Origin of the sequence: Peterkaempfera bronchialis, from assembly GCF_003258605.2 — a bacterium.
In the GTDB taxonomy this organism is placed as follows: Bacteria; Actinomycetota; Actinomycetes; order Streptomycetales; family Streptomycetaceae; genus Peterkaempfera; species Peterkaempfera bronchialis.
The window spans coordinates 5640382-5665869 of the sequence record NZ_CP031264.1; the positions used below are offsets into that span (position 1 = coordinate 5640382).

Below are 25488 nucleotides of genomic sequence, written 5' to 3' on the forward strand. Positions count from 1 at the left end.
GCCCGCGACACCCCGCGCGGCGCACCCTTCGGCCCCCGGGCCGGACCGATGGACGAAAGACGGCACTGGAATGAGCAACGAGAACACCGCCGCTTCGGAGGCGGGCGCCTTCGAGCACGGTGAGCTGGACGCGGCGGAGTACGCCGAGTTCATGGAGCTGGCCGCCGAGGAGGGCTTCGACGCCGAGGACGTCGACCGCGACCTCGCCGCAGCCGGCCATGGCCCGCTCCCGGTGCTCGCCGTCGTCGGCCGCCCCAATGTCGGCAAGTCGACCCTGGTGAACCGGATCATCGGCCGCCGCGAGGCGGTCGTCGAGGACCGGCCCGGCGTCACCCGCGACCGGGTCAGCTACGAGGCCACCTGGAACGGCCGCCGCTTCAAGCTGGTCGACACCGGCGGCTGGGAGGTGGACGTGCTCGGCATCGACGCCGCCGTCGCCGCCCAGGCCGAGTTCGGCATCGAGACCGCCGACGCGGTGCTCTTCGTGGTCGACGCCACCGTCGGCCCCACCGACACCGACGAGGCCCTGGTCAAGCTGCTGCGCCGGTCCGGCAAGCCGGTGGTGCTCTGCGCCAACAAGGTCGACGGCCCCTCCACCGAGGCCGACGCCGCCATGCTCTGGTCGCTGGGCCTCGGCGAGCCCTTCCCCGTCTCCGCGCTGCACGGCCGCGGCTCCGGCGACCTGCTGGACGCCGTGATGGAGGCCCTTCCCGAGGCCCCGCCGCAGACCTTCGGCGTCGCGCTCGGCGGCCCCCGCCGGGTCGCCCTGCTCGGCCGCCCCAACGTCGGCAAGTCCAGCCTGCTCAACCAGGTGGCCGGCGAGGAGCGGGTCGTCGTCAACGAGATCGCCGGCACCACCCGCGACCCGGTCGACGAGCTGATCGAACTCGGCGGCCAGACCTGGAAGTTCGTCGACACCGCCGGTATCCGCCGCCGGGTCCACCTCACCGAGGGCGCCGACTTCTACGCCTCGCTGCGCACCGCCTCCGCCCTGGAGAAGGCCGAGGTCGCGGTGATCCTGATCGACGCCAGCGAGACCCTCGCCGAGCAGGACACCCGCATCATCACCATGGCGGTCGAGGCCGGGCGTGCCGTGGTCATCGCCTACAACAAGTGGGACCTGCTGGACGAGGAGCGCCGCTACTACCTGGAGCGGGAGATCGAGAAGGACCTGGTCCAGGTCCGCTGGGCGCCCCGGGTCAATGTCTCCGCCCGTACCGGCCGCCACATGGAGAAGCTGGTCCCGGCCATCGAGACCGCGCTGGAGGGCTGGGAGACCCGGGTGCCCACCGGCAAGCTCAACTCCTTCCTCGGCGAGCTGGTGGCCGCCCACCCGCACCCCATCCGGGGCGGCAAGCAGCCGCGCATCCTCTTCGGCACCCAGGCCGGTACCCGGCCGCCGCGCTTTGTGCTCTTCGCCTCCGGCTTCCTGGAGGCCGGCTACCGCCGCTTTGTCGAGCGGCGGCTGCGCGAGGAGTTCGGCTTCGCCGGCACCCCGATCTCCATCTCGGTGCGGGTCCGGGAGAAGCGCCGCAGGAAGTAGCGGGAGGGCCCCGGCCCCGCCCCGCTCGGGGGTGCGGGGGCGGGGCCGGGGCCCTCACGGCGCTGCGGTCACATGGCCGGGGGTCCGCTCAGGGGCGGATACCGGAACGCCCGGGCGGCAGCGACAGCATGCCCCGGTGCCGCCCACCCGGGCCGCGCCCCTGGGACGGCGGAATGTGCCCGACGGGCATCCAGCCGCCCCCCTGGGCCGGGCCGGAGGGCGGCGGCGCCCCATGCTGATGCCCCTGCGCGAAGTGCGGCGCGGCATAGCCGTGCCCGCCGTGGGTGTAGTCCGGCTGCTGCTCCACCCGGGCGCCGTACGGCCGCCGCAGGCCGAAGCCGACGAACGCCAGGTCCTCCTCCCCGGACCGGTCACCGGGCAGCGCCCGGAACAGCCGCCGGTACTCGGCGTACAGGGCGTCGTAAATGGGGGTGGCGGAGACGGGGTACTCCGCCTCGTACGCCGGCCGCATGCTGGGGATCACATGGGAACCGGCCTGCCGGAGGGAGGGGGAGGGGTCATAGGTCTGCACACACGGCCAACGACCGGGGCGCCTTCGGGATGCGGCCTGCGGGCCGGTGACCTGCGGTCACCGGCCCGCTCGGAGCAGTCGGAGGATCAGGTGCCGGCCAGCGGCAGCACCGCACCGGCGAGCACGCCCTGCGCGGCGGCCCGGTCCAGGGCCTGCCGCAGCAGGTCCTCCCGGGGCTGGCTGCCGATGGTGCCGACCGGCGCGGCGTACATGTAGACCTGCGCCTGCCGGCTGGCCGCCGCCCGCCAGGTGTCCGTCACCTGCAACGGCTGGTGGGCCTGCCACCAGGCGACGGTGCCGCCGTGCGGGGCGGGCTGGAGCACCGCGTGCAGCTGGCCCAGCGCCATCAGCACCGACCAGCCGGCCAGCGGCGCGGGCGCCCGGTCCACGTCCTTCACCGTGCCGAAGCCGTGCTCCAGCAGCAGGTGCAGGAACTCGTCCTGACCGGAGGTGCTGCCCGGCCGCCCCACCGGTACGGTCGGCTCGACCACCAGCGCCGCATGCGGGGTGTCGCCGACCAGGACCAGACCGCAGGTGATGGAGAGCACCGCGGGCTGACTGCCGTCGCCCTGCGCACCACCCGGCACCGAGGCCGAGGCGGCGACCGAACGCTGGTGCAGCTGGTGCTGCTGGTGCTGCTGGGGATGGGGTTGGACCTGCTGCCGGTCCTGCGGCTGGGTGCCCTGCTGCCCGCCGTTGATGCTGCGCATCGCCCCGCGCAGCTGCTCCTCGGTCACCGGCACCACCTGGGACGGGATGCAGCGGGCGTGGGCGAAGGCCAGTACGGCGGTCTCCTCGCCCATGAACAGCACGGTGCTGGTCTGCTCGCGCAGCGAGTCGCCCGGGGTGCGGCAGGACGTGCAGTCGTAGGTGTCGGGAGCGTGGCCGCCGGCGAGCAGCCGGTCGGCCTCGTCGTCGCCGATCTCGGCGCGGACCTCGTCGCTGACGTCGAGCATGCGCGGCACGGGGACTCCTCGGATCGATTCCTGGGATCGGGGCTCCGGGTGCGGATGCACCCGGCCTCAGTTCCCAACGGGCGGATGTGTCGGGAGTCACGGTTCAGCCCCCCGGTAGTCGTGAATTCGGCGCAATCCGACTGCGGAGGGTGCATCGATGCTCGCTCCTTGTCGACCCTGTGCCGGATGTCATAGGCCGGGCGGTGTGGGTCGGGTCACACCGGGGGGCCGAGGTGGCCGAAGAATTCCGGCATAGCGCCCGCAGCGGACGGCCGGGCTAGATCATTACCGGCGGTAACGGTCAGGTGAGCAGCAAGAACCCCGAATCGGTTGATATCGGCGCCGCTGCTTTCCTACGGTTCGTCACCGGTGCAGCGAGCACCACCCGGGTACGCCCTCCCACCCCACCGGGCAGCCATATATGAGTGGCCGTCAGGTAACCGCCGCCGGAATCCGACAGGTCGGCGGAGTGTGGCGGGGCGGCGCCGCCGCAGGCACGTCACGTCCGATGCGTGCACGGCCGACCGACCGGCTCGCCCGGGGCTGTCGAGAGGAACCCATGACCGTTCGTCACGAGACCGACGCCACCCCGACCGCCGAGCACGCCAGGGTCGGCCGCAGCCGCCGGGTGCGGGCCGCCGTCGTCGCAGGGGCCGTCGCCGCCTTCCCGGCGGTGGGACTCGTCACGGCCACCTCCGCCTCCGCCGCCTCCCTCTCCACCTGGGACGCCGTGGCCCGGTGCGAGAGCGGCGGCAACTGGGGCATCAACACCGGCAACGGCTTCTACGGGGGCCTCCAGTTCACCCGCAGCACCTGGGCCGCGTACGGCGGCACCCAGTACGCCGCCACGGCGAACCGCGCCACCAAGGCGCAGCAGATAGCCGTGGCCGAGCAGGTCCTGGCCGGGCAGGGCGCCGGGGCCTGGCCGGTCTGCGGCGCCCGCGCGGGACTCGCCCAGGGGGACGCCTCGCGGCCCTCGACCGGGCACACCGCCGGCAGGTCCGAGTCCCGCCCGCCGGTCCATGCCTCCGGTCGCCACTACACCGTCCACAGCGGCGACACCCTGAGCCGGATCGCGGCCCGGTACGGCATCCGCTGGCAGCGGCTCTACCAGCAGAACAAGCACGTCATCGGCAGCAACCCGAACCTGATCCACCCCGGCCAGAAGCTCGCGGTCTGACCCCGCCCGCCGAGCACCCCGGTGGGGCCCGGACCACGACCGGGCCCCACCGCGCCACCGCGCCGCCGGATCGGCCGACCGGTGAGCCGACCGGTGGAACCGCACGGCGCGGCGCGGGAGGCGGGCATGGCGGCGTCCGTAGCGTCACCCCCGTGCGTTCCCAGGCAATCCGCTCGGCCGCCGCCACCACCCTGACCGCCGCCGCTCTGGCCGCCGCAGCGCCACTCCCGGCGGCCGACGACCCGGTCTGGGACCAACTCGCCGCCTGCGAGAGCGGCGGCCAGTGGGACGCCAACACCGGCAACGGCTACTACGGCGGCCTCCAGATCTGGCTACCCACCTGGCAGTACACCGGCGGCCTCCGCTTCGCGCCCCGCCCCGACCTCGCCCCACGCGACCAGCAGATCACCGTCGCCCAGGAGATCCTCCGCCGCCAGAGCTGGACCGCCTGGCCCACCTGCGCCCACCGCCTGGGCCTCCTCGCCCCCACCACCCCCACCTGAGCCCCGCCCCGCCCCCACATCCGGAACCTCCCTCGCACTCGCGCCTCCGTCCTCCCCTCCCGCCGGTCCCCCCTGCCCCCACCCTCGCCCCCCCCGCGCCAGTCCCCGGTTCCCCCCGCCACCCTCACCTGACCCTCGCCCTCCCCGCCCACCCCATCCCCGGATTGGCCCCCATCCCCGGCTGCCTCGGAGCTTCACCCCCACTCACGTCCCCACCCCCTCCGCCCCTCCGCCGCCGCCGACCTCGTGCTCCCCGGACCTCGCCCGCGCCCCCACCTCTGCCCCCTCCAACGTCCGTCCGCGCCCCCGCTCCTCCGCCCCCTCACATCCGTCCCGGGCCCCCGTTCTCCTGTCCCCTCCCTCGTCCGCCTCAGGCGCCCGCTCTCCCGCCCCCACACCTGCCCCGCGCCCCCACCTCTGGCCCCTTCCAACGTCCGCCCTGCGCCCCCGCTCTTCCGTCCCCCCGCATCTGCCCTGCGCCCCCCGCTCCTCCGTCCCTCCACGCCCGCCCTGCGCCCCTGTTCTCCCGCCCTCCCACGTCCGCCTCGGGCGCCCGCTCTCCCGCCCCCCACACCTGCCCCGCGCACCCGCTCTTCCGCCCCTCCCACGTCCGCCCAGCGCCCCCGCTCTCTCACCCCCCACGCCCACAAGTGAGGGGAATGCAGCGGCACCCAGCAGACTTCTTCTCTGCGGAGAGGCGGCTCAGCAGCCGGAGACCCCGCCACAGCCCTGCCGCCACGGGAGAGGAACCACAACACATGGGCAGCCCCGTCGACCACCTCGTCGACCTGCTTGATCTGGAGCAGATCGAGCTCAACATCTTCCGCGGTCGCAGCCCCGAGGAATCACTGCAACGCACCTTCGGCGGACAGGTCGCCGGACAGGCACTGGTCGCCGCCGGCCGCACCGTCGACAGCGAACGCCCCGTGCACTCGCTGCACGCCTACTTCCTGCGCCCAGGTGTCCCCGGCGTACCGATCGTCTACCAGGTCGACCGGATCCGCGACGGCCGCTCCTTCACCACCCGGAGAGTCCTCGGCATCCAGCAGGGCCGCAGCATCTTCGCGCTCACCGCAGACTTCCACCGCCCCGAGCCTGCAGCCTTCGAGCACCAGATAGCCATGCCCGACGTGCCCGATCCCGACGACCTGCCCAGCGCCCTCGAAGAGGTCAGTGCCAGGATCGGCGAGCGACCCCCCTTCATCAGCCCCCGCCAGCCGTTCGACATCCGCTATGTCGAGCGGTTGCGCTGGACCAAGGAGGAACTGGTCGGCGTCGAGCCCCGCAGCGGTGTGTGGCTCCGCACCAACGGCAGGTTGCCCGACGACCCGCTGATCCAGGTCTGCGCCCTCACCTACGCCAGCGACATGACCCTTCTCGACTCGGTGCGCCTCCCCGTGGAACCCCTCTGGGGCCCCCGCCACTTCGACACGGCCTCGCTCGACCACGCCATGTGGTTCCACCGCCCCTTCCGCGCCGACGAGTGGCTGCTCTACCAACAGGAGTCGCCCGTCGCCACCGGCGCGCGTGGCCTCGCCCGTGGGCAGATCTTCGACCGGCAGGGGCGCCTGGTCGTCTCCGTGATGCAGGAAGGACTCTTCCGGCCCGTCGCCGACGACTGACCCGCACCCGCCGACCCCAGAGGAGCCCACCCCCCATGACCACCCCCACCTCCACCACCCCGGACGCCTGGAACCACTGGCGCGACACCCGCGTCGCCGCCGCAGCAGCCCCGTACGGTCCACTCGCCCTCACCGGCACCCACTGGCTGGCAGAACCGCCCGCCACCCCGGCCGAACTGCCCGATGTCCCCGGCCGCTGGTCGGCCGGCGCCGACGGCACCGTCGTCCTCACCGCCGTCGCCGCCGACGGCCTCATCGCCGACGGAGCACCCGTCGACGGCACCGTGCGGCTGCGCCCCGACACGGACCCCGCCCCCTCCGTCGCCGAGGCGGGGGAGCGGCGCCTGATACCGATCGCGCGGGAAGGTGTCCTGGCCGTCCGCGTGTACGACCCGGCCGCGCCCGCCCGAGCAGCCTTCGCCGGTATCGACGCCTACGACTGGTCGGCCGCCTGGGTGGTCCCGGCCCGCTTCACCCCGTACGACGACGACCGCACCGTCGCGGTACCCAACGCCGACGGCAAGCAGCGCGCACTCGCCCTCGCCGGTGAGATCGCCTTCGACCTGGGCGGTGAGACCCGCACCCTCACCGTCGGCCGTACCGCCACCGGCCTCAGCGCGGTGTTCGGCGACGCCACCAGCGGCCGGGAGACCTACCGCTTCCGCTTCCTCACCCTGCCCGCCCCGGACGCGGACGGCCGCACCACGCTGGACCTCAACCGCGCCCACCTGCCCCCGTGCGCCTTCGCCGACCACTTCATCTGCCCCTTCCCGCCGCCGGGCAACGTCCTGCCCATTCCGGTGCAGGCCGGGGAGAAAAACCCGATCCGCCGCTGACCCCCCTCCCCGCCACCTGCCGCGAAGACGAAACCCACGTGCCCACACCCCCCTCCACCCCGCCCCCCTCCACCCCGCCCCCTCCACCCCGCCCCCCACCCTCCCCGCCACCGCCCCACCACCCGGCCGCCTGCGCCACTTCGCCCGCAGCGCCCTCGCCGACATCACCCCGCTGCGCACCAGCCCGCACTACCGCCGCGTGTGGTTCGGCCAGACCGTCTCCTCGGTGGGCCAGCAGATGACCGCCGTCGCGGTCTCGGTGCAGGTCTACGCCCTCACCGGATCAAGCTTCGCCACCGGCCTGGTCGGCCTCTTCTCCCTCGTCCCGCTGGTCGTCTTCGGCCTCTACGGCGGGGCCATCGCGGACACCGTCGACCGCCGCAAACTCGGCCTGATCGGCTCGGCGGGCCTCGCCCTGGTCTCCGCCGTACTCGCCGCCCAGGCCGCCCTCGGCGTCCGCCAGGTCGCCGTCCTGTACGCCGCCGTCGCCCTCCAGGCCGTCTTCTTCGCGGTGAGTTCCCCGGCCCGAAGCTCGATGGTGCCCCGCCTGGTCCCGGCCGAGCAGTTGCCCGCCGCCAACGCCCTGGCCACCGTCTCCATGAACCTCGGCCTCACCGTCGGTCCCATGCTCGGCGGCGTCCTCATCGGCGTCTGGAGCTACCAGGCGGCGTACCTCGTCGACACCCTCGCCTTCAGCGCCACCCTGTACGCCATGTGGCGGCTGCCCGCGATGCGCCCGCAGGGCGACCGCAAGGGCCGCGCCTCCGTCCTGGAAGGGCTGCGCTTCCTGCGCGACCGTCCCAACCTGCGCACCAGCTTCCTCGCCGACCTGGCCGCCATGATCTTCGGCATGCCGCGCGCCCTCTTCCCCGCCATCGCCGTGGGGTTCTACGGGGGCGACGCCCGCACCGTCGGCCTGCTGGTCTCCGCCCCGGCCGTGGGCGCCCTCGCCGGAGCCCTCTTCTCCGGCTGGGTCGGCCGGGTCCACCGCCACGGCCTCGCCGTACTCAGCGCCGTCGCGGCCTGGGGACTCGCCATCGCCGGCTTCGGCCTGGTCCGCAACCTCTGGCTCGGCCTGCTCCTGCTCGCCGCCGCGGGGTGCGCCGACACCGTCAGCATGATCTTCCGCAATACGATCATGCAGGTCGCCGCCCCCGACGACATGCGGGGGCGCCTCCAGGGCATCTTCGTCGTCGTGGTGGCCGGCGGCCCCCGCCTCGGCGACTTCGAATCCGGCAGCGTCGCCGCCCTCACCACCCCCGCGTTCTCCGTCGTCAGCGGCGGCCTCGCCTGCCTGACCGCGATCCTCCTCCTCACCGCCCGCTGGCCGTCCTTCGCCCGCTACGACGCCCGCCACCCCACCCCCTGACCAGCGCGCCACGCCCCACCCGCCCACCCCACCCGGCAGCGAGCACCCCCCCAAGTGCTGTATTGTTTTCCACGTCACCGGGACACCGGAGACAGGCCGCGAAGCAGGAAGCCGCAAGGCAGAGCGCAGCGAGGCCACGGGACGTGGCGCAGCTTGGTAGCGCACTTGACTGGGGGTCAAGGGGTCGCAGGTTCAAATCCTGTCGTCCCGACGCGAGTCGGAAGGCCGTTGGCCGGGAGTTTTCCCAGGTCAGCGGCCTTTTGCATGACGGCCCGTCAGGGACCGGGAATTGGTTCGCATACTGTTTGGGACCAGTTTGGGACCAGAGTGCCCAATCCGGGGATCATGGCCTTTTTCAAGCACCCGATTTGCCCGAATTGGCAATCACCCTGAGTGGCCGAGATCAGATCGTAATAAACGATTTTCGGCCACCTTTTCGCGTGAATCCAGCCACGTGTGGCGAGAGTTGGCCACACGTGACGACTGCACAGATGGCGGGTTTGTGTCCGGATCGACACCTCCGCCTTCCCGGCCGAGGTTGCGCTTGCCGAAAATGTCATCCGGCCTGTTCAGGCCGCATGTTGGTACTCGTGGAGGAGGCCGCCGAGTCGGTCGGTTCGGCGTATGTCGAGGCGAGCGATTTGCTCCGGATTGTCGATCGGCCGGGGAAGCGGATAGAGGGGGCGGGCGTTCGCGATCCCCTGGTGTGGCCTGTGGGAGTTGTAGAACTTCTCGAACTCCCGTAGGGCGTGGAGTAGATGCCGCTCGTTCCAGATCAGGGTCCGGTCCAGCAGTTCGCGGCGGCAGGTCTGCACCCAGCGCTCCATGAGGGAGTTCATGCGGGGGATCCGGACGCCGCTGAGCACGACCTGGATCCCCGCGTGGGCGAGGATGGCGTCGAACAGTTCGGGGAACTTTCCATCCCGGTCCCGGATCATGTAGCGCGCCCGGGAGCCGGCGTCTTCGAGGTCCATGACGAGGTTCTTCGCGGCCTGCGTCACCCAGGACGCGGTCGGGTGTGCGGTGGCGCCGAGGATCCGGATTCGTCGGTTGGCGTGCTCGATGACCGCGAGCACGTACAGGCGGGCTCCGGGCAGGGTGACCGTTTCGAAGAAGTCGCAGGCGAGGAGTGCGTCCGCTTGGGAGCGCAGGAAGTTGGCCCAGGTGCTGGAGGTCCGCTCGGGTGCCGGTGGGATGCCGGCCTCCTTCAGGATTTCCCAGACGGTGGACGCGGCGACCTTGATGCCGAGGACGAGCAGCTCGCCGTGCAGACGCCGGTATCCCCACTCCGGATTCTCTGCGGCCAGGCGCAGCACCAGGGCGCGGATGGAGCGCACGGTGCGCGGTCGGCCCGGGCGCTTTGGCCGGGACCGGGCGGCGTGACGGCGGGCGACCAGGTCGCGGTGCCAGCGCAGTACGGTGTCGGGCCGCACCAGCAACCGCATCCGATGCAGCACTTGTGTCGGCAGGCCTTGCAGCAGCGCGGCCAGGAATGCCCGGTCGCTCGCTGCGAAGCGGACCCGCTGTCCGCTGAGCTGCCGCTCCAGAACGCTGATCTCATGGCGAAGAGCCAGGATCTCCACGTCCTTCTCACGGTCGCTCATCGGCAGCAGCCGCAGCAACGCGAACGCGTTCGTCACACCCAGGTACGCCAGTCGTAGCAGCACGGTCGATCATCATGTCGCGGAGCTCGTCGGCTCCGCCAGAGCGCCTATCCGACTGACGAGGGCGGCACTTGTGCACCCTGCCTCCCACCAGGCCGGATGAGGTTCTCGGCAAGGGCACTGCCGTGCTGCCACCGCTCCTGGGCGCACGACGGCCGGTGCGTCTACCTGCACGGCTATGAGCGCAGCTTCGAGCTGGAGTTCGCCTGCGCCGAGCTCGACCCGGCCACCGGATTCGTGATCGACTTCAGTGCGCTCAAAGGCGTCCGCGCCCGCCTCGCCGAGCAGTTCGACCACACCACGCTGGTCGCCGAGGACGACCCGGAGCTCCCGCTGTTCCGCACCCTCGCCGAGCGCGGCATCGTGGACCTGCGGGTCATGCGGCACACCGGCATGGAGGGCGCCGCCGTCTGGGTCCTCGCGGAGGCCAGCCGTCTGGTCGAGGAGGCCACCGGCGGCCGGGTCTGGGTCAGCCGGGTCGAGGCCCGCGAGTCGCGCAAGAACGCCGTCGTGCTCACCGCCTCCCCAGGGGGGCGCTGACCATGCCAAGCCGCCGCTCGGACGGGGCGGGCGGCCCGCTGCTGCACCCCGTGCTGCCGCAGCCCGCCCGTCGGCCCCGGGAGCAGTGGCTGCTGCTCCCGGGCCTCGGCCAGAACGGCGCCTGGTGGATCCCGGCCGCCCGCTGGCTGGCCCGTCCGGGCGTCGGCCTGCTCACCGCCGACCCGGCCGCCCTGGCGCGGTCCTGCACCGCGCCGCGCGGCTCGTACGAGCGGCTGGACGAGATGGCGGGACGGCTGGCGGCGGCCCTGGCGGGGCACGGCGTGAGCCACGTCGTGGGGCACTCGGCGGGCGCGCCCGCCGCGCTGCTCACCGCCACCAGTGCGGCGCTGGCCGGGGTGGTCCTGCTGGAGCCCGTTCCGGCGCACTTCGGGTCGACCCGGCGGGCGCCCGAGGACGGGCCGGGCCGCCGACTGGTCCCGGGCGGCGGCGACCCCCTCGCGGAGCTGCGACGGCTCCATCCGCTGGCGGACGCCGCCACCCTGCGGACGATCACCGCCGCGGCCCCGGGCTGGGGCCGCCCGGTGCCCGTGGCACCGGCCGACTCCGCAGGCGCCGCCCGGGCCGCGGTGCGGGCCGCCACGGTTCGGAGGAAGCTCGCGGAGTGCCGCACGCCGCTGCTGGTGCTGCGCGGCGCACTCTCCGCGATGCTGCCGGAGGACGAGGCCCGGGCGCTCGCCGCCTGCGCCCCGCGGGGCGGCGCGGGCGCGGTGCCGCGAGCCGGTCACGCGCCCCACGTCGATCGCCCGCGGGAGACGGCCGAGGCGCTGGCGGCCTTCCTCGGGTCGGTCTCTCCGGGGGCCCCTACCGTATGACCCGTCCCGTCTGACCTGTCACCGCACGAGAGGAACACATGGTGAGGATCGCGATCCTGGGTACCGGAGCCGTCTGCCGGGTCCTGCTGCCGGCCTTCGCCCGGCTCGGCCACGAGGTGGTCGTCGGCACCCGGGATCCGGCGGCGACCGCCGCGGCCAACCCGGACCTGATCCGCGCCGCGGCCCGCCACACCGGTGCGGCACCGGTGCCGTTCGCGCAGGCCGCAGCCGGCGCCGACCTGGTGGTGAACGCCATCTCCGGGCCGTTCGCCGTGCAGGCACTCACCCCTCTGGCCGAGGTGCTGCGCGGTGTCGTCCTCATGGACGTCTCCAGCCCCTTCGACTTCACGGCAGAGGACGCCGTGCTGGACCCGGCCAACACCGACAGCCTTGGCGAACGGCTCCAGCGCGCCCTGCCCGACACGCCTGTGGTCAAGACCCTCAACACCCTCGCCGCCGTGGTCATGACCGCACCCGGCCTGGTCGGCGGCGGCGACCACTCGGTCTTCGTCAGCGGCGACGATCCGCGGGCCAAGGCCGTCGTCACCGGTCTGCTGGAGGCCCTGGGCTGGCGTGATGTGATCGACCTCGGCGGCATCCGCACCGCCCGGTCGACCGAGATGATGCTGCAGGCCTGGCTGGACCTGAGCCGGGCGCTGAGCACGGACTTCTTCGGGTTCAAGATCGTCCGTAGTGGTTGACGTCAACACCGTTGCGTTAGGCCTTTGACCTGCGGCGCAACCCTGCCGTGAAAGATGAACGGGACTCCTGATAGATCACCTTGCGACCAAGCCAGAAGATCATCGGGAGTCCCGTTGCAGGAGCAGTCTGCCACCATGCCCGCCGCTGGGAGTGCACCGGGTGTGTACGCGCCGGGCCAGCTGGGCGAGTTGACCCAGATCGTGGACTTCGACCTGGTCGACGCGGTGCTGGAGGAAACCGGGGCGCGGGAGAAGCGGGTGCGGCTGCTGCCCGCCCGCGTCATGGTGTACTTCGTCCTGGCCCTGGCCTTGTTCGAGCACTGCTCCTACCGGGCGGTGTGGGACAAACTGACCGCGCACCTGCCCGTGGCCGTCATCGCGCGCCCGGCCGTCTCCTCGCTCTCCCGGGCCCGGCGCCGCCGGTGTACTGACCCGTGAGGTTGGGGACGCGGCTGGCGGGTGGCTCGCCTGCGAGTGCGGTGTGTCCGCGGTGGTGATTGTAGGTGTGGAGCCAGGCGGGGAAGGCGTCGCGTCGCTCCTGCTCGCTGCGGTAGGGCCTGGCGTAGGCCCACTCGTCGAGCAGGGTGCGGTTGAAGCGTTCGACCTTGCCGTTGGTCTGCGGCCGGTAGGGACGGGTGCGCTTGTGCGCGATCCCGGCGGCCGCGAGGACATCGCGCCAGGCGTGGGACTTGCAGCAGGAGCCGTTGTCGGTAAGGACGCGTTGGACGGTGATCCCGGCCTGGGCGAAGAACGCCTGGGCGCGGGTCCAGAACGCGGCGGCGGTCTCCTTGCGCTCGTCCGGCAGGATCTCGCTGTAGGCCAGGCGGGAGTGGTCGTCGACGGCGTTGTGCAGGTAGCTGTAGCCCTCGCCGGAGCTGTTCTTCTTCCCGGCGGGGCGGCCGAGCTCCGGCGTCGGCCATCCAGGTCAGGCCGGTGTGGCGCAGGTCGTGGCGGTGTAGGTGTTCGTAGCTGAGGTCCCGGGTGACGTCGTCCCAGTGGGTGGCGTCGCGCAGGACTTCGGTGCTGATGCGACCGCCGCGCGGGCCGGTGTAGAGGCGGGCGTCCGGGTCGCCTCGCGCCGCTTGGATCCGCCTGACGATGAGCGGGCGCAATGGTTCGATGATCGGGATGAGGCGGGCGACTCTGCCCTTGGTGTGCTTGTCGACCAGGCCGCCGGGAGCGGAGGTGGTCTGTCGGCGGCAGGTCAGGAGCCACTTGTCGGTATCGATGTCGCGGGCCCGGACTCCGGAGACCTCGCCGATCCGTGTGGCAGTGCAGGCGCTGTGGACGACGACATCACCCCATCCGCGATAGCGGTTGTATGAGGCCGCGACCAGGGCATCGGCGAGTTGGGTGAGGGCGTCCCAGTCGCGCAGGGCGAGGGAGCGGGGGTCTCGCAGTTCGTCTTCGACCTGCTGGTATTCGCGCTGCCAGCCGGTGATGTGGGCGGGGTTGCGTTCGAGGATGCCGTCCACGATGGCCTGCTCGAAGATGCGGGAGAGCATGGCGAGAGTGTTCTTGATCGTGGAGCGGCTGCAGCCATCGGCGATCCAGTCGAAAACTGCCGCAGTGATGAGAGCGGTAGTGATCAGGCGGAGGGGGAGCCGCCCGAGCTCGGGCTCGATCCGCAGGTGCCAGCCGGCGAGGTAAGGGGCGTGTGTGGTGGTTTCCAGGCCGGTCAGGATGACCGGGAGGCGGAGGTTGACGTAGTCGCCCAACGGCATGGAGGCCAGGGACGGGAGGACGGGGCTGCCGGTGGCGTCGGCCAGGATGGTCAGCCATTGGGTGACCAGTGTCGGGTCGAGCCCATTGTGGACGGCCCCTGCCAGGAAGCTGGCCCAGGCCTGCGTCTGGGCCGGGGTGGCCTGGGCGGCCGGCGGCCGGGGGTTGGTGAGCGGTGAAGTGCGGTATTGCGAGCGCAGGGCGCTCGGCGGAGCCGGAGGGTCGGCGGTGGTGATCTCGCTGAACGGATCCGGGGCGGCTGATTCCCAGGGATGCATTGAAGTACTCATGCGCCATGGTTACGCCGATTCTGCTTGCTTGTTTGATGCCGTCATGGTGTCATTGCTTCATGCTCTATGGTGTGCCCTCGCTGCAGGACATCGACCAGTCCGTCCTCGCGGAGATCGACGAGATGCGCGACCGGCTGCGTCTCCATCTGCGCACTTCACGTCGCTGGGAAGGGCAGCTGCGGCGTAACCTCACGGCGCGGGCGATCGCAGGATCGAACACGATCGAGGGCTACGCCGCGAGCGTGTCGGACGTCGAGGACATCATGGTCGGCGAAGCGCCGATCGATGCGAACGACACCGTCACGGCCGAGATCGAGGGTTATCGGCAGGCGATGACCTACATCCAGCGCCTCGCCGAAGCGGGCGACGACTTCGCGTACAGCAAGGGCCTGCTCAACGCGCTCCACTTCATGATGCAGGGCCACCACCTGATCAAACGGCCCGGCTGGTGGCGTACCGGGCCGGTGTACGTCACCTCCGCCGAAGACCCGACCATCGCCGCGTACACCGCCCCTGATGCCCAGCAGTTGGCAGTACTGACTGACGAGCTGGTCGAGTGGCTGAACGAGGGCGACCTGAATGCTCCGGGACTGGTGCGGGCCTCGATGGCGCACCTGAACCTGGTAGCGATCCATCCGTGGTCGGACGGAAATGGGCGGATGTCTCGCGCCCTGCACACCCTGGTCCTGGCCCGTGAGGGGATCATGGCGCCGGAGTTCTCCAGCATCGAGGAATGGCTCGGCCGGGCCCGCAACACCTACCGCTACTACGACATCCTCGCTGATGTCGGTGGACCGGTCTGGACTCCGGACCGCGACACCTTGCCCTGGATCCGGTTCTGCCTGCGCGCCCACCACCAGCAGGCCCAGAGTGTCGAGCGCCAGGTGAACACCACCCGCGAGGTCTGGACCGCCCTCGACGAAGCCGTCGAGCAACGCGGCTGGCCCGACCGCATGCTCTACGCCCTCTACCCCGCGGCCATGGGAAACCGCCTGCGCCGCGCCACCTATCAGGCCGACGCCGGACTCAGCGAACAGCAGGCCCAACGCGACATCCGCGAACTTGTTCATGCCGGCTGGCTTGCTGCCCGGGGCGAGGCCCAGGGCCGCTACTACACCGCCGGCCCTGACCTTCCTGAAGCCATCCTTCGAGGCGTACGGGAACCGCGGCCCCTTCGCGATCCTTATGCCTCCTGAGGTACATCCAGTGGATGCAAGGGCGGTCAGGAGGAATCCTGTGTCGGGGCCAGCCGGTGCAGGTGGTCGCTCCGGTCGATTCCGGGTGTCCGGTTGACCAGACGCCGCACCTCTGTTGCCCATCTCCTCCAGATCGCAGGCATTAGGGCGACCGTGAGGGCTTTCCAATCTCACGCTGATGTGGCGAGCTGCAGGGCCAGGACGGCCTTGACGATGTTGGTGATGCGGGTGGTGCTGCAGCGAAGCTTGCGCAGGAGGCGCCAGGTCTTGAGGGTGGCCATGGCCTGCTCGCCGACCGCGCGGATCTTCGCGTGAGCGCGGTTGACGGCCTTCTGACCTGAGAAAAGCTTGTCCCACCGGCCTCGGTAGGGGACGCGAACGGCCGGGCCTGCGCCCTGGTAGGCCTTGTCCGCCCAGCACGGGATGCTCGCGGTGTTGAGCGCGTCGAGGATGCCGTGGGTGCGGGCAGCCTTGATGTCGTGTACCGCGCCGGGCAGGGCCGGTGACACCCAGATCACCTTCCCGAAGGCGTCGGTGAGGACCTGGACGTTCATGCCGTGGCGCTTGTGCTTGCCGGAGTAGAAGGGCCGGTCGGCGGCGACGCGGTCGATGGGCGGCAGGGTGCCGTCCAGGATCACGAACGCCTTGGTCGCGGCGACGGCTACCGCCTCCTCCAGGGTGGGCGCGAGCTCGGCCAGGACCTCGACGGCCTCGGTGACGTAGTGGTGGGCGGTGGCCAGTCCGACGCCGAACCCGGCAGCGAGTTGCGTGAAGGTGTGGCCGCAGCGCAGGTGGGCCAGGCTCATCAGCGCCTGCCGGCCGCAGGTCAGCCGCCGCCACCGGGTCCCGATCCGGCGGCGTCGGGTGGCCAGTTCCCTTCCCAGCAGCCGCAGCGCGGAAGTGGACAGATCCAGCCCGGACGGGTAGACAAGCACACGAAGCTCCTGGCGGAGAAGGTTGATCTTGGTCGACAACCCATCTACCAGGAGCTTCGTCGTGTTGTCACCTCAACGGTCTTGCCTCGCACGGAGGTTGGAAAAGGCTCCGTGGACCCTCCTTCCGGCAGTTCGCAGGGCGATTGGCCGGAAGCAGGGACGGAGAGGGACCAGTTGGTGCTATTCCGCCACTGATGGACTACCGACTTCGGCGTCGTCGCTTGTTGCCGCCCCGCTCGTCGGCGTCGCTTCTCCAGCAAGCGGCAGGAGGTACTCCTCGGCCAGCTTCGCGAGGTGAAGAGGCAGTGGCCGGGAGAGCGGGTGGTACTCGTCGTGGAGGCGCAACTGGTGGACGGCCGCAGCCAGCAGCGCCGGTCGGTCCATGGGGCGGTCGGTCCGGCGAGCCAGTTCCAGAGCCTGTTCGGAGAGGCAGCCGAGTACGGTGAGTTCGAGTGCTTGCGGGTTCCAAGCGGTGGCGGCGGGGGCGTGTGGCCAGCGTGCGGTCGGGACGATTTTGCGCAGGTCGGTGCGGACCTTTCCACCGGTCGGCGGCTTCCCGACTGTGCTGGTGAAGACCCGGTTGTCAGGGTCGGCGCCCCGTGGAGCCCACAATCCGATAGACACCCCTGGAGTGTCGTCCTCCTGGGCCCCCGGGGCGTACCACTCGGCGGTCTCCTCTCGGCTGTTGGCATCCCGGAGGAGGACCACACGCAGATCGGCGCCGAACAGCGAGAGCCGGGCGGGTCGTTCTCCGTGGAAGACCAAGCGGTCCTTGGCTAGTTGACCATTGTTCAGGCCGAGCCAGACCTTGCGCAGGTTGCCGCTGTTGGCGAGCAACAGGGTGGGACGGTCCCGGACTTGGTACAGCAGTGACCTGATCTGCCGTTCGGCCTCGTAGCGGGTCTCCGTCTCCGTCGCGCGGGCCCGGTTCGTCTCCTCTCGGTGAACCGGAGCGGCGCCGGAGGTAGCAATGGTGAGCAGCAGTCGGGCGTACGGGACCCAGCTCTTCTTGGCCTCGTCCCAGCCCTGGATCGGGTGCACCGGGTCGCGTGGGCGGATGCGGAGTGCGACGAGGTGGCGCCCGGCCTGCCGGGTGGCGGCGCCGGTCTGATGCCGGATGTGCCAGAGCGCCAGGTACTGCATGTCGTCGGTCAGGGCCTCGTCGAGCTTCTGTTCCGGAGGGACCATGGCGCCGAGTTGGCGCATCCCGTCCGCGACCGCGGAGTCGGCCCGTTCTGGCAGTGGGCCGTCGGCGTCCTCCGGGACGACGATGAATTGACTCACGCGCCCGGCTCCAGCGGACCCGAGACGCAGTGCCGATTTGGGATCGGTATCAGTAGCCGGGAAGCGGTCGCGTCCGAGGATCTCCACGAATGCGATTCCGACCGTCTCCCGATGCGCGCCAAGCCTGTCGGTCATTCGCACCGCGCGTTCTCGAACGGCCGTCGCCACCGAATGGGCGCGAGAGAGGCTGGCTTCCCGGACCACCCGGAGGGCGCTGCCGAGAGACTCCAGCGTACGGGCATGGAGGACTACACACAGCCCGTCAGCGTGCCACTCGTATGTGCCGTCCGCATCGGGGACGGTGGACGGGAGGTCGAGCCATCGGCGCAGTGCGGCGATGAGTCCGTCCCGGGTTTCCTCGGTCTGCCAGACCACGTCCACGGACAGCGGCTGACCGTCGAGTACCGCGCGGATGGCGGCGCGCCTGGCCTCGACGCGCAGCCGGGCGCGTTCGGCAAGCTTCTCCGGGGACTTGGTGTATGAGGCGGCGAGCAGTCTGGGGTTCGACCGGCGGTGTACCCGTTCGAGGGCAGGTACCCGGCGCAGGAACGGGCGGATGCCCTCTTCGACCCACTGGTCGAGGAGCATTCGCTCCAGCGGCATCAGGCCAGCGCCGACCCCGTGCTTGCCGAAGCCTGTGTCATAGAGAATGCCGGCAGCCACCCCGCCCCGGCCTGCCAGCCACTCGGTCGCCTCGCCGGTCAGTTCGGCGGGCTTCGGATACACGTGCTGGATGTCCAACTCCGGCAGGAGGTCGACCAGGCTCTGCCTGCTCCACACGGGCACGCGGAGGGTCCGGTCGAGGAGGATCGAGTTGACGGCGAGCCGGCGCCGCGGCTCGGAGGCCTCGGACCAGGGCATCGGTGCGTCGAGTAGGACGGTTGCCCCACTGCCGTTCTGCAGTTTCACCGGAGAGCCAGTGGCCCAGCGCCGCACGCCGTACGAGACGTGTACCCGGAAGCGATCCGTGAAGGGGACGGTCTGTACGGTGACCGTTACCAGTGCTGAGTAGTACCAGGCACGCTTGTGCCTGGTGTAGGCGCGCGGCGGCCAGCTGACCAGTTCGACTCCTTGGTCCCGGGTGACCTGGCGGAAGCGCAGTTCGACGCCGTCCATCAGCAGAGGCCTGGCCGCGAGCAGTGCGCCGATCTTCTCCGGAAGCAGGTGGTAGAGGCGTCGGTCAGGTTCGGCGGTGCCGCCCGCGGAGAGTTCCGTGGCGGCGAGGTCGACGGACTCGTGGCGCCAACTCGGGGTCACCTCGTCGATCAGGGCGAGTGCCCGGTCCAGCGCGACTTCGTGCCCGGCGGCCCGCACCGGATCTTTGTCCGCACCAGGAGGCAGGGTCATTACCCAGGAGGCCAGGAGCGGGGCCACCAACTCGGCCGGCTGGTCGTCGGTGGCGTAGAACCACGGCACCTCGGAGCTGGACCCCGCCCCCCGGCCGGTTGCCAGTACACCGGGTGCGGTGGCCCTCAGCAGTGCGTTGAGCCTGCGGATCGGCAGGCCGGGAGGCTGGTTCCGGCGCCACCGGCGGTGGTAGAGGTCCAGGAACTCGGTGCGCCACTCCTCGGGGAAGTGCATCACGCGGAACTGCTCGGACCACGGCCCGTGGTCGGGGTCGGGCTCGTAGGCGGTGTGGTGGATCAGTGAGTACATGAGGAACCTCGTCCTTCAGTGGTTTCGGTCAGGCAGCGGTTGAGGGCGGTCCACAGCGGCCGGTAGAGGGCCTGGACAATGCGGCGCTCGGCCTTCGGCTCCGAGCTGTCTGGGCCGAAGTAGGGGGTGAGCACGGCGTGGATGCTGTACAGCAGGCTCGTCTTCGGCGTGTCGGTGGGCCCGGTCGGGTCGGCCGCTGCCAGGCAGGGCGCGAACGCGGCATCGACGAAGGCGACCCGGGTGGGTACCGCGCCTCGGACGGAGCGGCCGATGACCTGCCAGATCAGTACCAGCATGTCCCAGGTGACCTGGACGCGGTCCTCTTCGCCGAGGTGACTCCAGGCCATGCTCCTGGCGAGGACGTGGAACCACTTGGACCGGGCGGCGTCGCGGAACCTGCGCGCACCCAGACCGAGTGTGGGCGCGTCGCGCACCAGATTGGAGAACCCGGTGCCGTCCATCAGCCGGACGATCCAGTCGTTGATCGCGTGCACCGCGAGGCCGAGGTCGTCGGGGCGGGGGTTGGGCCGGGCCAGGAAGTAGACCGAGCCGATCGCGGCCTCCTTGCTGTCGACGGCAAGGATGTTGTGCCCGCGCTCCACAGCGAGCAGCGGCGCCACCAAGATCTCGGCGTCCGTGGCGGCGAGCGTCTCGACGTCACCGCGGCGCAGTACCGGGGCGTGGTGCTCGTCGTCCAGTGGACGGGCGGCGGCATCCGGGTCGTCGTCGGACACCAGCCGCCGGACTTTGCCGCGCCAACGCTCGTTGAGTGTGTGCAGCGTGTCCGCCACCAGTGCGGCCTCGTCGTAACTGCCGACCAGGAGCAGGATGTGCCGACGGGGTTCCGGTAGTCGATGCAGTTCCCGAAGGAGGCGCCCCTGGCCCCGGTCGTTGCGGCCGAGCTCGGTGGCCATCCGGCGCAGCACGTCTTCGCGCCGGTCGATCGGCGCTCCGGAAAGCCGCAGGGCCTCGCTCGGACTGTCGCAGGTGCACCGCGCCGGGCAGGCGCAGGCCTCCCGAACGAACTCGAAGCGGAACTCGCTCTGGCCGGCGATCCGTTCCAGTTCCGCAGGGTCGGGTTCGATCAGTGTGCCGATCGGTACCGGAACGTGGTAGCGGCTGGACTTGTCGGCCCAGCTGCTGCCAGACATCAGCAGGACGTTGGTCCCCGGTAAGCCGTCCACCGTAGGTAGGTCCGGCATGGCGCGCAGCAGTTCACGCCCCACCCCGCTGCAGCGGAAGAAACGGAGCTCGCCGCTGCGGACACCGCCCTCGTCGCGTCCCTCCAGGAGGAACTGGAACCCGATCACATTGCCCATCGGGGACTCGGGGACCATCGGCGCGTAGTCGAGGGGGCGACGGTACATCTCGTTGAATCCGAGGCAGAGTGAGTCCGCGACCCGCGGCCACATGGTGTTGATCAGGGCGAGCTTGGGTTCCAGAGCACTGAGCAGCAGGGTGAACTCGAACCGGTCGAGCAGGGCCTCCAGCCAGTCGTCCGAGTTCTCAGGCAGGGGAGCGCGTCGCCGTTGCTTCGTGTCCTTGGCGGCACTCTCCTGCCGCCCTGTCGGCGTGGCCCGGTCCCCGTTCACCAGGGCCCTGAGCTCGCGGTACCGGTCCTGGTTCTCCTGACTCGCTCCCAGGAGCGGGGCGAGGCCGAAGAGGTCGCACACCACCTCTCGCAGCCGGGTGCGAGTGTGCTCGCGGTAGTTGGTATGGAGCAGTTCGCCGAGCAACCCGAGCAGTGGCAGGGTGTCGTCCTTGGGCGGCCGCCGGTCGCCGAAAGGGTTGTCCCGGAAAGCGTCCAGGAGATCCATCAGGTGCTTCCGCGGTTCCCGGTGCGGGTGCTCGACGGTGGGGCCGACCCGGTCGTCGAGGTTCTCCGGCAGGGGGAAGCGCTCTTCCAGCAGGCGCAGTTGGAGGGTTCCGGCACTGAAGTAGCCGGTTCGGACCCATTTGCGCAGGTCGAAGTCGCGGACCAGCATCGCCACCAGCCGGTCCGCGGCAGCCTGGGTGGTGTTCACCGCCGCCGACCAGTTCTCCACGTCGCGATCGGACAGTTGTACCCGCCCGGCGCTGGCCAGCTCTCGGATGCGGTGCTGGTTGACCTCGTCGAGGAACGAGCGAGTGTCGGGGCCGCCGCCGAGCAGCGGGATGGCAGGGGCGAACATGCGGTCGAGTTGCATCTGCACCCGGTCCGCCTCGTCGACGATCACCAGGTCGCTGCGTCGGCAGGCGAGTTCGAGGTAGCGGATGCGCTCCGGGTTCTGCGGGTGCGGGACACGGGAATCCACCAGGCTGGGCGGGGTGGATACCCAGATCCTCGCGTCGACCAAGGACCGTGGCCCGTGGTGGCGCGGGCAATGGGACCAGAACGGACAGACCATCCGGTACGAGGTCCACGGGTCATCGGGGTCCTTCTCACGCTTCCTGGGAGGTTGAAGCCTGGTGCATGGCGCTTCACCGAAGCCCAAGAGGTCGTCAGCGGGGTGGCCGTCGGCGTGGCGCAGCGCGTTCAAAGCGCAGGAGGTGCTCAGGTACTGGAAGCCTGGATCCAGGTGGGCGAGCAGGTTGGGCTCGCCGCGTCCTGCCGTCCTGCGGTGGAGTCGTTCGGCGTGCTGCTGGCGGCCCGTTGCTCCGAGGACGGGTGTGGCGGAGCCGGCAACGTGGGTGTTGTAGAGCTCGACCAGTTTGAGCTGCTCCGCGACGTCGCCAACCACCACCGTCACGTTCCGTCCCTGTCGGGCGAGGTGCACGGCCAGGACGTCCCGAAGCGTGCTCTTGCCAGCGCCGACGATTCCGAGCAGGTGCTCGATGCCGGACACGGAGAAGCCGCGGGCGGGACGGAAGCGTCCGCGGCGGCGTGTGGACAGCCGAATCGCCTTCAGACGGGTGACCCAGCCAGCCGGCTTCCGGGCGTCCATGGCCGCGGCCGTGATCAACAGCTTCTTCCACGTGAAGGTCAGGGGTCTGCCTGCGTGGACCGGCAGCCGTCCGAGGTCGTGCCCGGGCGGATTGGGGGCTGTGTGTTCCGGGAGCAGCACGGTGGTCAGGTGCCGGCCGATGGGGAAGGCGTGCCAGCCGGGGTCGGCGAAGGTGGCCGGCTCGCCGGTGAACGGCGGCGCCTGGTTCAGCAGGCGCTCGTAGGAGGCCCACCGGTCCTCCGCCACCGAGAGCGACGGACGGCGTGCGGCGGGGGCGTCCGGGTCCGGTACGTCGAAGGCCCTGAGTTGGCGGTCCTGCTGCTGGTAGTCCTTCAACGCCTCGGACCAGGCGAGTCGGCGCCCCCAGGTCCACAGGGCGTAGCGTGCGGTGCGACGGGTGTGTTCCTGCCGGTCGGAGATGTCGTCGCGCTCACGGGCGAACGGGTAGCCGCTGAACAGGGTCCAGCCCTCCGCGGCAGGAGCACCGGGGGTGAGCTGCTCCTGGAGGAACAGGCCGAGTTCGATCTCACACAGGTCGACCAGCTTGCGGCGTGGCAGTTCAGAGCCGGTGGAGCGGAGTTCCCGCACCACCTGGTGCAGGGCCTTGGCAGTGCTACGCACGAGTCCTCCCGGGTCGGTCGCTCAAGTACGGAGCCATGAATTCGCTGACGGATCTGAGCCGCACCTGGGCGCCGTCGGGAAGGTTGTGGCCGAAGGCCTTCCGGTAGCCCGGTCGGTCGACGACTGCGTCGGGTATCACGACGTCGAGCGGGGAGTCTTCGAGGGTGGCCAACTCGGCGGCCCGGAAGGCGGCCAGCGCAGGTTGTGTGCGATTGAACACTCGGACGGCCCTGCCCATCCCGTCCTCGTGGACGAGTCGAAGGCCGCCCGTCCCGGTCGGCACGAGCCGGGACCCACCGGGCAGCTTCTTGCGTAGGGCCAGTTCGGTGCGGCCGGGGAGGACGAGGAAGAGCCGGACAGCGCGGGGGAGCGCGATCGGGTGTTTGGGTTCCTCCGCCTTCTCTAGCCCTCCAGGCCGCGTCTGGCACCCTCCCTCGCACCATTCCCCATCCGTTGACTTGGCGAACAGCAGGCACTCCGTGCAGGTGGTGACCGTGCGGCCAGCCGAGAAGTTCTCAGGCACCGGCTCGTACAGTTCCCGAACCAGTCGCCACGTGCGGATGGTGGTCGGACGCATGAGTTTGGAGCTGTCAGGGTTCAGGATGACGGGGTGCGCGATCAGGAAGTCCCGACAAGCGGCGAACCGGCCGGGGGTTCCGCAGGCGTCGGTGAGGTCGGCGATCACTCGGGCGGCGGCTTGTTCGACTCTGCCGAGGCGGCCGTACGAGGCGAGTTCGGCACAGGTTCGGGTCGGCTCGGCCGAGCTTCGGTCGATCAGCCGGGCGTCATCGGTAAGGACGCCTGGTGGGAGCGCCAGCGGCCACGTCGTGAGGAGATCCCGGCAGCGTAACAGCAGATCGGGAACGCTCAGGGGTGCCGGCCGGTCCTGCTTGAGGCATGTCAGCACAACCCGATCAAAGGCGAGTTGAGTACTCGCCGGATAAGGGAGACGGAGGGCTGCCGGACGGGGAACGTCGCTAAGGTCAAGCACGCCGCGAGCCACCGCCGCCAGCAGTTCGAAGTCCGGGCTCACTACTTGGCCTCCTGCGAAGGCTCTGGCAGCCGCCGGGCCGAGCACCAGCGTGCCATCTCGCAGCTCTCGCACTCCGCGCTTGGCGTTGCTTCGAACAGGCGCTCCTGGTGCCAGCCGATGACCTGTCCGCGCAGCACCGCCTCGGCTGCGGCTGCGGTCTCCGGTTCGAACGGGTCGAGGCTCCGGAGGTCTACGCCGTCGGGGCGCAGCAGTTCGAGCTCAACCCGGTCGGCGGCCAACAAGCCCTTGGCGATGATCCTCACCGCCAGCGCCAGCTGAGGGTAGGCCGAGAGCAGGTCGCGCGGCATTCTCCTGCCAGCGGAGGTCTTGGTCTCGCGCCATACCCACGAGCCGCGTTCGCGGTACAGCAGGTCGGGCTCTGTCAGCACCAGCAGATCAGCCGCAGGGTCGTCGAACACCAGGAGGGGTTCCGGTGCCCTCTCGGACTGTGGATCGGCGATGCGGAGCGGGCACACCTCGGCGTGATGACGCAGAAGGCGGGCGCCGAGGAGACACTGGGACTGCGGTAGCCGGTAGCCGTCGGGGACCCAGTCGGCGGGTACGTCGGAGGTGCACGGAGTGCGTTCCTCCTGACCGTGCCGGGCGGAGAGGAAGGCATGGACGGCGCGTCCGCGCTCAGCCGCGGCGCTGCGTTCGACGGAGTCGTCCACTGGGAGCCGCAGGCCACGAAGGTAACCGCGCGCCGGGCAGGAGCTGTGCCCTCGGCCGGTGGTCGGGGACCAGCTTCGGCGTGGCCGGGTGCGATCGGCTATCCCGAGCAATCCGGGCGCTCGCGGCAGCGCAGGGCAGACGGGTGCCACCCGGCAGGACGCGCAGGCCGACCCGGGTCGGTACTTCGGATGGTCCAGGAGCGCCCGGATCGCGTGCGCCCCGTCCTGCCGATAGAGGGCCAGCGCTTCTGCCCGGATGCCGTCGAACAGCACTTCGGTCCGGCCATCGGAGAGCGCGAACTGCGCCACCCGGACGTGCTCCAGCCGATCGTCGGGATCGCCTTCCGCCACGATCAGGGCCGCGATCGCCCGCTCGGCGTCCGTACGGTTCCGCAGTCGGTTCACCGGGAGCCGGAGTTCTCGCAGGCGGCCGTCCGCCGATTCGAAGCACCGCCCCCAGGCGCTGATCCGGTACTCCGTGCTCGCGGGCCCGCCGCCTCGTGAGTCGCGGTGCCGGTAGCTCCAGTGACGCGGGGCCGGCCGGAGCGCCTGGCTGTCGGCGAACGCCGTCTCGTACATCCGGAGGGCATGCCGGGTCCATTGGCGTACCCCGTCGTGGGTGGGTCTGGTGGACCTGCCCGACCCTGTGTCGTCGTCCGGCAGTTCGATCCGGTCGAGCTCGGCCATGAACGGGCCGTTGGTGAACGTGTCCAATGCCTCGGGTTTCCATGCGGCCGATCGGGCCGGGCGCATTCCGCGAGCCTTGAGCGCATCCGACGCCGGGCACCGGTAGCGTTCCGGTCCGAACATCCCCAGGCGGATGTCGACCAGGGAAGAACGTCTGATCAGGCCTTCGGGTGGCCAGGTTCCTGCCATA

19 protein-coding genes, 1 tRNA gene and 2 pseudogenes are annotated in these 25488 nt (G+C 70.8%); 12 read left to right on the forward strand and 10 right to left on the reverse strand.

The features are described 5' to 3' along the window. The first annotated feature begins 70 nt into the window (after positions 1-70). Complete coding sequence (der, locus tag C7M71_RS24735; RefSeq protein ID WP_111492879.1) at positions 71-1543, forward strand: ribosome biogenesis GTPase Der; 1473 nt, start codon at positions 71-73, stop codon at positions 1541-1543. 88 nt (positions 1544-1631) lie between these two features. Here the strand turns inward: der and C7M71_RS24740 are convergent, their stop codons facing one another. Then, entirely contained in the window at positions 1632-2027 is a 396-nt protein-coding gene (locus C7M71_RS24740) for a hypothetical protein (protein WP_162824071.1), read from the reverse strand. Between the two features lie 134 nt (positions 2028-2161). Beyond that, on the reverse strand, positions 2162-3040 hold the full coding sequence (locus C7M71_RS24745; protein ID WP_111492881.1) for a hypothetical protein: 879 nt from the start codon (positions 3038-3040) through the stop codon (positions 2162-2164). A gap of 550 nt (positions 3041-3590) precedes the next feature. Here C7M71_RS24745 and C7M71_RS24750 point away from each other — a divergent pair. The 6 genes from C7M71_RS24750 to C7M71_RS24780 all read left to right on the forward strand — a co-directional run bounded on the left by C7M71_RS24750 (position 3591) and on the right by C7M71_RS24780 (position 8752). Further along, a complete protein-coding gene (locus tag C7M71_RS24750; RefSeq protein ID WP_111492882.1) occupies positions 3591-4211 on the forward strand; it encodes a LysM peptidoglycan-binding domain-containing protein in 621 nt (206 codons plus the stop codon). 152 nt (positions 4212-4363) lie between these two features. After that, positions 4364-4714, forward strand: coding sequence for a transglycosylase family protein (locus C7M71_RS24755; RefSeq protein WP_114914546.1), 351 nt, complete (start codon positions 4364-4366; stop codon positions 4712-4714). Positions 4715-5472: 758 nt separating this feature from the next. Further along, on the forward strand, positions 5473-6336 hold the full coding sequence (locus C7M71_RS24765) for an acyl-CoA thioesterase (RefSeq protein ID WP_111495519.1): 864 nt from the start codon (positions 5473-5475) through the stop codon (positions 6334-6336). A 35-nt stretch (positions 6337-6371) separates the two neighbouring features. Further along, the gene (locus C7M71_RS24770; protein WP_111495521.1) at positions 6372-7172 is read left to right on the forward strand and encodes a DUF1684 domain-containing protein; all 801 of its coding nucleotides are present in this window, start codon (positions 6372-6374) and stop codon (positions 7170-7172) included. A gap of 130 nt (positions 7173-7302) precedes the next feature. After that, positions 7303-8541 carry an MFS transporter gene (locus C7M71_RS24775; RefSeq protein ID WP_114914724.1) on the forward strand — a complete coding sequence of 413 codons (1239 nt, stop codon included), beginning with the start codon at positions 7303-7305 and terminating at the stop codon, positions 8539-8541. Positions 8542-8678: 137 nt separating this feature from the next. After that, a tRNA-Pro gene (locus tag C7M71_RS24780) sits at positions 8679-8752 on the forward strand. 358 nt (positions 8753-9110) lie between these two features. On the opposite strand, the gene C7M71_RS24785 is transcribed toward C7M71_RS24780, so the two are convergent. Then, positions 9111-10208: an integrase core domain-containing protein gene (locus C7M71_RS24785; protein WP_111495398.1), complete on the reverse strand. Its 1098-nt coding sequence runs from the start codon at positions 10206-10208 to the stop codon at positions 9111-9113. Between the two features lie 96 nt (positions 10209-10304). Here C7M71_RS24785 and C7M71_RS24790 point away from each other — a divergent pair, with 96 nt between their 5' ends. From C7M71_RS24790 to C7M71_RS24805, 4 genes are all read left to right on the forward strand, one after another. After that, on the forward strand, positions 10305-10745 hold the full coding sequence (locus C7M71_RS24790; protein ID WP_111495399.1) for a 6-pyruvoyl trahydropterin synthase family protein: 441 nt from the start codon (positions 10305-10307) through the stop codon (positions 10743-10745). 2 nt (positions 10746-10747) lie between these two features. After that, positions 10748-11578, forward strand: a complete 831-nt coding sequence (locus C7M71_RS24795) for an alpha/beta fold hydrolase (protein WP_114914548.1) — start codon at positions 10748-10750, stop codon at positions 11576-11578. 41 nt (positions 11579-11619) lie between these two features. Next, positions 11620-12279 carry an NADPH-dependent F420 reductase gene (locus tag C7M71_RS24800; protein ID WP_111494870.1) on the forward strand — a complete coding sequence of 220 codons (660 nt, stop codon included), beginning with the start codon at positions 11620-11622 and terminating at the stop codon, positions 12277-12279. Between the two features lie 114 nt (positions 12280-12393). Next, positions 12394-12717 carry a transposase domain-containing protein gene (locus C7M71_RS24805; RefSeq protein WP_407675940.1) on the forward strand — a complete coding sequence of 108 codons (324 nt, stop codon included), beginning with the start codon at positions 12394-12396 and terminating at the stop codon, positions 12715-12717. Here the strand turns inward: C7M71_RS24805 and C7M71_RS24810 are convergent. Together C7M71_RS24810 and C7M71_RS33000 are read right to left on the reverse strand one after the other, a co-directional pair. After that, positions 12653-13201 (reverse strand): annotated as a pseudogene (locus C7M71_RS24810) (integrase core domain-containing protein); the annotation flags it as partial. The gene C7M71_RS24805 and the pseudogene C7M71_RS24810 overlap by 65 nt on opposite strands. A gap of 40 nt (positions 13202-13241) precedes the next feature. Further along, positions 13242-14291 (reverse strand): annotated as a pseudogene (locus tag C7M71_RS33000) (tyrosine-type recombinase/integrase); the annotation flags it as partial. A 71-nt stretch (positions 14292-14362) separates the two neighbouring features. Between C7M71_RS33000 and C7M71_RS24820 the strand changes: the two are divergent. Then, positions 14363-15487, forward strand: coding sequence for a Fic family protein (locus C7M71_RS24820; protein WP_322975198.1), 1125 nt, complete (start codon positions 14363-14365; stop codon positions 15485-15487). A 170-nt stretch (positions 15488-15657) separates the two neighbouring features. Here C7M71_RS24820 and C7M71_RS24825 read toward each other — a convergent pair whose 3' ends face one another. The 5 genes from C7M71_RS24825 to C7M71_RS24845 form a co-directional block, all read right to left on the reverse strand. Then, entirely contained in the window at positions 15658-16422 is a 765-nt protein-coding gene (locus C7M71_RS24825) for a transposase family protein (RefSeq protein ID WP_114914549.1), read from the reverse strand. A 180-nt stretch (positions 16423-16602) separates the two neighbouring features. After that, positions 16603-19362, reverse strand: a complete 2760-nt coding sequence (locus C7M71_RS24830) for a pPIWI_RE module domain-containing protein (RefSeq protein ID WP_111489095.1) — start codon at positions 19360-19362, stop codon at positions 16603-16605. After that, on the reverse strand, positions 19350-22907 hold the full coding sequence (locus C7M71_RS24835; RefSeq protein WP_111489094.1) for a pPIWI_RE_Z domain-containing protein: 3558 nt from the start codon (positions 22905-22907) through the stop codon (positions 19350-19352). Before C7M71_RS24835 ends, C7M71_RS24830 begins: the two co-directional genes overlap by 13 nt. Beyond that, positions 22900-23940, reverse strand: coding sequence for a pPIWI_RE_Y domain-containing protein (locus C7M71_RS24840; protein ID WP_111489093.1), 1041 nt, complete (start codon positions 23938-23940; stop codon positions 22900-22902). The genes C7M71_RS24835 and C7M71_RS24840 overlap by 8 nt, the downstream gene beginning before the upstream one ends. Next, positions 23940-25487, reverse strand: a complete 1548-nt coding sequence (locus tag C7M71_RS24845) for a PD-(D/E)XK nuclease family protein (RefSeq protein WP_111489100.1) — start codon at positions 25485-25487, stop codon at positions 23940-23942. The genes C7M71_RS24840 and C7M71_RS24845 overlap by 1 nt, the downstream gene beginning before the upstream one ends. Position 25488 lies beyond the last annotated feature (1 nt).